Raw genomic sequence first — 7,321 nt, 5'->3', positions numbered from 1 at the left:
TGACCGGCCAGATGACCGAGTACGCGAAGTTCAACGCCAACGGCTTCAAGACGCTGGACATCTTCTACGGTGCGAACGGCAAGGCCACGCAGCAGTACAACTTCAACCTCGACAAGAGCTACACGAAGTACGACTTCGCCGCCGATGGCTCCCAGACCGCAACGCTGTACGGCACGACCGGTCAGATGACCGAGTACGCGAAGTTCAACGCCAACGGCTTCAAGACGCTGGACATCTTCTACGGTGCGAATGGCAAGGCCACACAGCAATACAACTTCAACCTCGACAAGAGCTACACGAAGTACGACCTCGCCGCCGATGGTTCCCAGACCGCGACGCTGTATGGCACGACTGGTCAGATGACCGAGTACGCGAAGTTCAACGCCAACGGCTTTAAGACGCTGGACATTTTCTACGGCGCGAATGGCAAGGCCACGCAGCAGTACAACTTCAACCTCGACAAGAGTTACACGAAATACGACTTCAACGCAGATGGTTCGCAATCTGCGACACTTTTCGGCGTCAATGGTCAGGTGACCGAGTATGCGAAATTCAATGCGGCCGGTGCCAAGACGCAGGATATCTTTTTTGGTGCGGACGGTAAGGCAACCAAGCAGATTGACTTCAATCTCGACGGCAGCTATGCCTCTCACGTCTTTAATGGCGACGGCTCGCAATTTGCGGCTCTCTTTGGAACAAACGGGTTGATGACCGAATACGCGACCTTCAACGCCAACGGGTTCAAGACCCAGAATATCTTTTATTCGAACGGGAAGGCGACGAAACTGTACGACTTCTCCCTTGACAATAGCTTTATCGCTCACACGTTCACCGGGTCACAGGAAATGGTCGCGCTTTTTGGTGTCAACCATATCATCTACGACTACTACCAGTACTCGTCAGGCAAGCTCTTTGAGCGTGATCTCTTTGATGGCTTTGGGCGTCAGATCGAGGCTGATCGCTTTAGCACTAAAACGGGCAACCTTACCGGGTTCTCAAAATTCTCATATAACAGTGATGGTACGTACAATGCCAGCAACTATGATGCGTCGGGGCACTTGACAGCGAGTTCCAAATACACCGGCGACGGACACTTGATTCAAAACAATACCATCTATATTCCCGGCGGTAGCGGCTTCCCCTACGCCCAATGGTCCTTTGGTTTCCAGGTCTGATTGATTCAATGCGCCCGCAATAGGCATGTCTCGTGCAGGACATGCCTATTGCGTCCACCGACTTGGGGAGGGCCAGGAGCTTGTACCCCTCAAAAGATAGGCTGCCCGGCCGCTTACGCCCACATATGGCGTAAGCGGCCTTATCGCGACAGCTGCGCAGGTGGCGACCGCCAGATTTCGCACGAATTCCCCCATCGGGGCTTGGCGAAAAGGTGTTGGGAGAGAATGAAAAGACCAGTCAGAAAGTGTTTGATTCAATTAATAATTATTTTGGGGCAGAGCGCTAATCCTTGTCGCGGTTAGACCTATCTCCCCCCTGTAAAGGGCACTAAAATCAAGGCCCCCTGTCTGGGACGGACAGGTGCGCCTTTCGATCGCGGGGTACCAGGACAAGCTGCAAGTGCTGGTGGAGGGGGAGCGCATCTCGCTGGTCGACGGCGCCCTCAGTTCCACGCACATCCTGAAGCCCGAAGCGCACAATTCGCGCACGCCGTTCATGGTCGCGAACGAGCATTTCTGCATGCGGCTCGCGACCAAGATGGGTTTGTCCGTGGCGCCGGTGACGATACGCCGTATCCCCGAGCCGATTCTGCTCATCGAGCGCTTCGACCGCGCGGTCACGCCGGACGCCGGCAATCCGGAGTGCATCCGGTCGGTGCGTCGCCGGCATGTCATCGACGGGTGCCAGGCGCTTGACCTGCCAGCGCCGTTCAAGTACGAACGCAACCTTGGCAACAATCAGGACGTGCGCAATATCCGTGAAGGGGCAAGCTTCGAAAAGCTCTTCGCGCTGACGCCGCACCTTGAAAACCCTGCGGCCGCGCGAACCTTCATGATCCGATGGGCGTTGCTCCAGTTGCTGATCGGCAATAGCGATGCGCACGCTAAGAACATTTCCTTCTTCGTGAGAAGCGATGGCCTCACGCTCGCGCCAATTAATGACCTGGCTTGCGTCCAGGCGTACGGAGACGCGTACGTTCAGGATATTGCGATGGCCTACGGCGACGTTTTCCGGCTCGAGGAAATCACTACATTCGCGCTGGCCGACTTCGCGCACCGGACCGGCACCCGGCGTGCGTTTCTCGTCCGCGAACTGACACGCATGGCAGCGGCTGCTGCGCTGGCCGCGCCCCAACTGGCCGAATCCGCCGAATACACGGATGACGAGCGGGGCATGGTGCGCCAGATAGCCGGGTTCGTGCATGCGCAATCGGCACGTCTTCTGAAGCTTGCGCCGATGGTGTCCGAGGTCGACGCAAAGCTTCTTTGAAGCGTTCCGTCCGCCACGACGACAGTGCCGGGCGCTGACGACGGCACGCGCTGCAGTATCCCCTTCGCCGCGACCATCGGCCACGCACACCACCGCCATCACCGCCCGATCTGCACCGCCTGCATGTCGTCGAACGCGGTCGCTTCGCCGCGCGCCCGCCATGCATCGATGTCGTCGATGCGCTCGTCGATCGTCTTGTCCCACAGCGCATACGCATCGGCGCCGAGCATCAGCCGCAGCGGCGGCGTGTCGCTGTCGATCGCGTCGAGCATCACCGCGACGGCCTTGACCGGATCGCCCATCTGCTTGCCCGCGTTGCTGACGAGGTAGTCCTCGAACGGCCCGACCACAGTCCGATAGACATCGAGTCGATGCGCGGCCCGCTGCAGCGCGTCGCCCGCGAACTCGGTGCGGAACGCGCCGGGCTCGACCAGCGTCACGCGGATGCCGAGCGACGCGACTTCCTTCGCGAGCGTCTCGGTCCAGCACTCGAGTGCGAACTTCGCCGCGCAGTACGCGCCCGCGCCGGCCACCGTCACGAGCCCGCCGACGCTCGTCAGCGTCAGCACGCGTCCCGCACCCTGCGCGCGCATCTGCGGCAGGATCGCGCGCGTCATCTCGACCGCCGAGAAGAAGTTGATCTCGAACTGGTCGCGCAACTCGTCGGGCGAGAATTCCTCGACCGCGCCGATCGAGCCGCGCCCCGCGATGTTCGCGAGCACGTCGATCCGTCCGAACCGTGCAATCGCCTGCTCGACCGCGTGCTGGCGCGCGGCCGCATCGGTGACGTCCATCTGGATTGCCAGCGCCTGGTCCTCATGACCCTGGACGACAGCCTGCAGCCGCTCGAGCCGCCGTGCGGTGAGCACCGCATGATCGCCGCGCGCGAGCACGGCCTGGGCAAGCGCGCGGCCGAAACCGGACGACGCGCCGGTGATGAACCAGACTTTCTTCACGTGTGACATCGAACATTCTCCCGGGACGAGGTGGACGCATCGACAGACCACGAACATTCAGGCGCAGGCAATGCGCATTGTTCGATCGGACCACGCCAATCGAACGGGATGGAACGCTGCGACAGCGGTGATGCCGGATGCGGCTTCGAGACTGCTCCGGCGACGCGAGCAGGTGTGGCGAGCGGTTCATCGTCTGCCACGCGGCGGGTTTCGTCAAGGCTCGGGCGAGCAGCGCGCGTTCGAATCCCGATGGTGCGGCAGCCATCACGCGACGGCCTGCCTGTCGCGCACATCGCGCGACCTTTACGCAGACACCCGGCCGGACATACACTCGTCGGCAATCCGCGGCCGGCACGCCTTACAACGCTTTCAAGCGCCGGCCATGCAGCCCGGCGAGCCGGCTGTCCATCGAATGACGGAAGGAGGCGCCATGAGTGCAGACGCAGCGGCCGCATCAACGTCAGTCCCGTCGCCCATTCAGCATGTCTTCGTGCTGATGCTCGAAAACCGGTCGTTCGACCATCTGTTCGGGCTGTCGGGCATTCCCGGCATCGTTGCCGCGACGCCGTCGAACGGCAACGCATACGGCGGCAGCGTCTATCGGTTCGGCGGCGGCGCGCCCGCGCAGATGCCGACCGATCCCGGCCACGAGTTCACCGACGTTGTCGAACAGCTGTGCGGCGCGGGCGTCCGCTTCCGGAAGGGGGAACCGTATCCGACGATCGACAATTCCGGCTTCGTGTCGAACTACGCGACGACCCACACCGAAGGCACACCGCCGCAGCCCGCCGACGTCGGCAAGATCATGCAGGCCGTCGATACGCGAACCCAGTCACCATCGCTGTACCAGCTCGCGACCAGCTTCGTGCTGTGCGACGGCTGGCATGCGTCGCTACCGGGCCCGACCTGGCCGAACCGCTTTTTTGTGCACGGCGCGTCGTCGGCCGGCCTCGATCATTCGCCGACCAGGGAGGAAATGGCGGGATGGGAGGAGGTCAAGGGCTTCACATACCCGCACGGCTCGATCTTCGACTCGCTCGGCGACGACAGCTACCGGCTCTACCAGGACCAGTCAGGCACGCCGCTCGGACACGTGCCGCTGGTCGCGTCGCTGAAGGGCATCAGCTTCTTCGACGTTCACGACCTCGCGCATTTCGAAGCCGATCTCGCGTCCAGCTACACGGCCCGCTACACGTTCATCGAGCCCGCCTACGGCGACATCGTGCACGACACGTACAAGAACGGCACGTCTCAGCATCCGATGGACGGCCTCGCCGGCGGCGACCAGCTCGCGGCGCGCGTCTACAACGCGATCCGCAACTCGCCGCTGTGGGAGCGCAGCCTGCTCGTGATCCTGTACGACGAACACGGCGGCTTCTACGATTCGGTGAAGCCCGGCGCCGCGCCGCCGCCGAATGATGGCGCAGCCCCTACGCTGAATACGAACGGTTTCGGCTTCGACGTGTACGGCGTGCGCGTGCCCGCGATCGTCGTGTCGCCGTGGGTCGCGCGCGGCCAGGTCGACCACACGACGTACGACCACAGTTCGGTGCCCGCGACCCTCGAACGCCTGTTCGGCCTGCCGCCGCTCACCGACCGCGACCGCCACGCGAACGACCTGCTGTCGCTGATCACCGCGACGTGCCGTACCGACTGCCCGCAGAGGATCGGACCATGACCCAGCCCGCCACCCGAGACCCGCGCGACGACGAACCGCTGCGCGACGGCACGAGCCTGATGGCTTTCCTGCACATCCTGAAGAAGGCGCACGCCGAGCTTGCCGGGCACGACACCGCGCATCAGCTGTACAGCCAGTTGCATACCCATGGCCAGGCGAGACAGTACATCGAGACATTGATGCCGCAGTTGCTGGCGGAGCGGACGAAACGCCGCGACAAGCGGCACGGCGGCCGGCACAAGCGCTGACCGGCCCGGCCGCCTTGCTCGCTCAGACCCTCAGACCCTCAGACCGTTACGCCCCGCATCCGCGCCATCGTCAGCGCCGCATCCTCGATCATGTCCTCCTGCCCGCCGACGAGCCGCTGCCGGCCCAGCTCGACGAGGATGTCGCGCGCGGGGATTTTGTACTTCGCCTCCGCGCGCTTCGCGAACAGCAGGAACGACGAATAGACGCCCGCATAGCCGAGCGTCAGCGCATCGCGGTCGATGCGGATCGGCGCGTCCATGATCGGCACGACCAGATCCTCGGCGACGTCGGAAATCGCGAATACGTCGACGCCGGTTTCGATGCCCATCCGGTCGCAGACGGCGACGAACACCTCCATCGGCGTGTTGCCCGCGCCCGCCCCGAGGCCGGCCGCCGCCGCGTCGATCCGGTTCGCGCCGGCCGCGATTGCCGCGATCGAGTTCGCGACGCCCATCGCCAGGTTGTGGTGGCCGTGGAACCCGAGCTCCGTCTCCGGCTTCAGCGCGTCGCGCACCTGGGCGATCCGCGCGGTCACGTCGTCGGGCAGCATGTGGCCGGCCGAATCGGTGATGTAGATGCAGTTCGCGCCATACGACTCCATCAGCGTCGCCTGCCTGACGAGCTGCTCGGGCGCCGACATGTGCGCCATCATCAGGAAGCCGACCGTGTCGAGCCCGAGCGTGCGCGCGAGGCCGATGTGCTGCTCCGACACGTCGGCCTCGGTGCAGTGGGTCGCGACGCGGATCGTGCTCACGCCCAGTTCGTGCGCCATCCGCAGATGCTCGACGGTGCCGATGCCGGGCAGCAGCAGCGCGGAGACCTTCGCCTGCTTCAGCTCGGGAATCACGGCGCTCAGGTACGCCTCGTCGGTATGCGCGGGAAAGCCGTAGTTGACGGACGCGCCGCCGAGCCCGTCGCCGTGCGTGACCTCGATCAGCGGCACGCCGGCCGCGTCGAGCCCGCGCGCGATGCCGCGCATCTGGTCGAGCGAGATCTGGTGGCGCTTCGGGTGCATCCCGTCGCGCAGCGACATGTCGTGGACGGTAACTTTCTTGCCTGCAAGTGACATCGCGTGACTCCTCATGCGGTGGCGGCCGTGTCGGCCAGCATCTGTTCGGCGAAGCGCTCGGCTGTCGCGGCCGCGGCCGCGGTCATGATGTCGAGGTTGCCCGCATATTTCGGCAGGTAGTCGCCGAGCCCCTCGACCTCCATGAACACCGACACGCGGTTGCCGTCGAACACCGGCCCGTTCTTCAGCGTGTAGCCCGGCACGTAGCGCTGCACCTCCTTGACCATCGCATGCACGGACGCAGTGATCGCTTCGACGTCGGGCGGGCCGTCGGTCAGGCAGTGGATCGTGTCGCGCATGATCAGCGGCGGTTCGGCCGGGTTGATCACGATGATCGCCTTGCCCTTGCGGGCGCCGCCGACCTGTTCGATCGCGCCGGCCGTCGTGCGCGTGAACTCGTCGATGTTGCGGCGCGTGCCGGGGCCGACGGAGCGCGACGACACGGTCGCGACGATCTCGCCGTACGTGACCGGCTGCACGCGCGATACCGCATAGACCATCGGGATCGTCGCCTGGCCGCCGCACGTCACCATGTTGACGTTCATCTGCGCGGTGCCGAGATGCGTGTCGAGGTTCACGGGCGGCACGCAGTACGGGCCGATCGCGGCGGGCGTCAGGTCGATCATCCGCACGCCGAGCGCGGTGAGCTTGTCCGAGTTGTCGCGGTGCACGTAGGCCGACGTCGCGTCGAACGCGATCCGGATGCCGTCGGCGGCGACGTGCGGCAGCAGCCCGTCGACGCCCTGGTCGGTGGTTTTCAGGCCGAACTCGCGCGCACGCGCGAGGCCTTCGGACGCCGGATCGACGCCGACCATCCACACCGGCTCGAGCACCGGCGAGCGGCGCAGCTTGTACAGCAGGTCGGTGCCGATGTTGCCGGGCCCGATCAATGCGCATTTGATTTTCTTCATTCAGGGTTCCTTT

The 7,321-nt window shown here is 64.1% G+C and carries 7 protein-coding genes; 4 read left to right on the top strand and 3 right to left on the bottom strand.

Annotated features, from left to right (window positions below):
• Together ACV22Z_RS31830 and ACV22Z_RS31825 are read left to right on the top strand one after the other, a co-directional pair.
• Positions 1-1,175, top strand: a 1,175-nt coding sequence (locus ACV22Z_RS31830) for a hypothetical protein (RefSeq protein ID WP_448080213.1), incomplete at its 5' end; no start/stop codon positions are given.
• Positions 1,176-1,536: 361 nt separating this feature from the next.
• Positions 1,537-2,445 (top strand): HipA domain-containing protein, encoded by a 909-nt coding sequence (locus tag ACV22Z_RS31825; protein WP_448080212.1) that lies wholly within the window; start codon positions 1,537-1,539, stop codon positions 2,443-2,445.
• Between the two features lie 98 nt (positions 2,446-2,543).
• Here the strand turns inward: ACV22Z_RS31825 and ACV22Z_RS31820 are convergent, their stop codons facing one another.
• On the bottom strand, positions 2,544-3,410 hold the full coding sequence (locus ACV22Z_RS31820; protein WP_448080211.1) for an oxidoreductase: 867 nt from the start codon (positions 3,408-3,410) through the stop codon (positions 2,544-2,546).
• A 421-nt stretch (positions 3,411-3,831) separates the two neighbouring features.
• Here ACV22Z_RS31820 and ACV22Z_RS31815 point away from each other — a divergent pair, with 421 nt between their 5' ends.
• Both ACV22Z_RS31815 and ACV22Z_RS31810 read left to right on the top strand, forming a co-directional pair.
• The gene (locus ACV22Z_RS31815) at positions 3,832-5,079 is read left to right on the top strand and encodes an alkaline phosphatase family protein (RefSeq protein ID WP_448080210.1); all 1,248 of its coding nucleotides are present in this window, start codon (positions 3,832-3,834) and stop codon (positions 5,077-5,079) included.
• A complete protein-coding gene (locus tag ACV22Z_RS31810) occupies positions 5,076-5,327 on the top strand; it encodes a hypothetical protein (protein ID WP_448080209.1) in 252 nt (83 codons plus the stop codon). The genes ACV22Z_RS31815 and ACV22Z_RS31810 overlap by 4 nt, the downstream gene beginning before the upstream one ends.
• 38 nt (positions 5,328-5,365) lie before the next feature.
• On the opposite strand, the gene dmpG is transcribed toward ACV22Z_RS31810, so the two are convergent.
• The gene (gene dmpG, locus ACV22Z_RS31805) at positions 5,366-6,397 is read right to left on the bottom strand and encodes a 4-hydroxy-2-oxovalerate aldolase (protein WP_448080208.1); all 1,032 of its coding nucleotides are present in this window, start codon (positions 6,395-6,397) and stop codon (positions 5,366-5,368) included.
• An 11-nt stretch (positions 6,398-6,408) separates the two neighbouring features.
• Positions 6,409-7,308, bottom strand: coding sequence for an acetaldehyde dehydrogenase (acetylating) (locus ACV22Z_RS31800; protein WP_448080207.1), 900 nt, complete (start codon positions 7,306-7,308; stop codon positions 6,409-6,411).
• Between the last annotated feature and the right edge of the window lie 13 nt (positions 7,309-7,321).

The organism is Burkholderia sp. PU8-34, from assembly GCF_053427725.1.
Note: the sequence above shows the minus strand (reverse complement) of the source record. Positions and strands in the feature narration are given on the sequence as shown.

What these genes read in the sequence shown, in the direction of transcription:
- ACV22Z_RS31810 (WP_448080209.1), top strand. Translation starts at nt 5,076, where the DNA reads ATGACCCAGCCCGCCACCCGAGACCCGCGCGACGACGAACCGCTGCGC.
- ACV22Z_RS31800 (WP_448080207.1), bottom strand. Translation starts at nt 7,308, where the DNA reads ATGAAGAAAATCAAATGCGCATTGATCGGGCCCGGCAACATCGGCACC.
- dmpG (WP_448080208.1), bottom strand. Translation starts at nt 6,397, where the DNA reads ATGTCACTTGCAGGCAAGAAAGTTACCGTCCACGACATGTCGCTGCGC.
- ACV22Z_RS31815 (WP_448080210.1), top strand. Translation starts at nt 3,832, where the DNA reads ATGAGTGCAGACGCAGCGGCCGCATCAACGTCAGTCCCGTCGCCCATT.
- ACV22Z_RS31820 (WP_448080211.1), bottom strand. Translation starts at nt 3,410, where the DNA reads ATGTCACACGTGAAGAAAGTCTGGTTCATCACCGGCGCGTCGTCCGGT.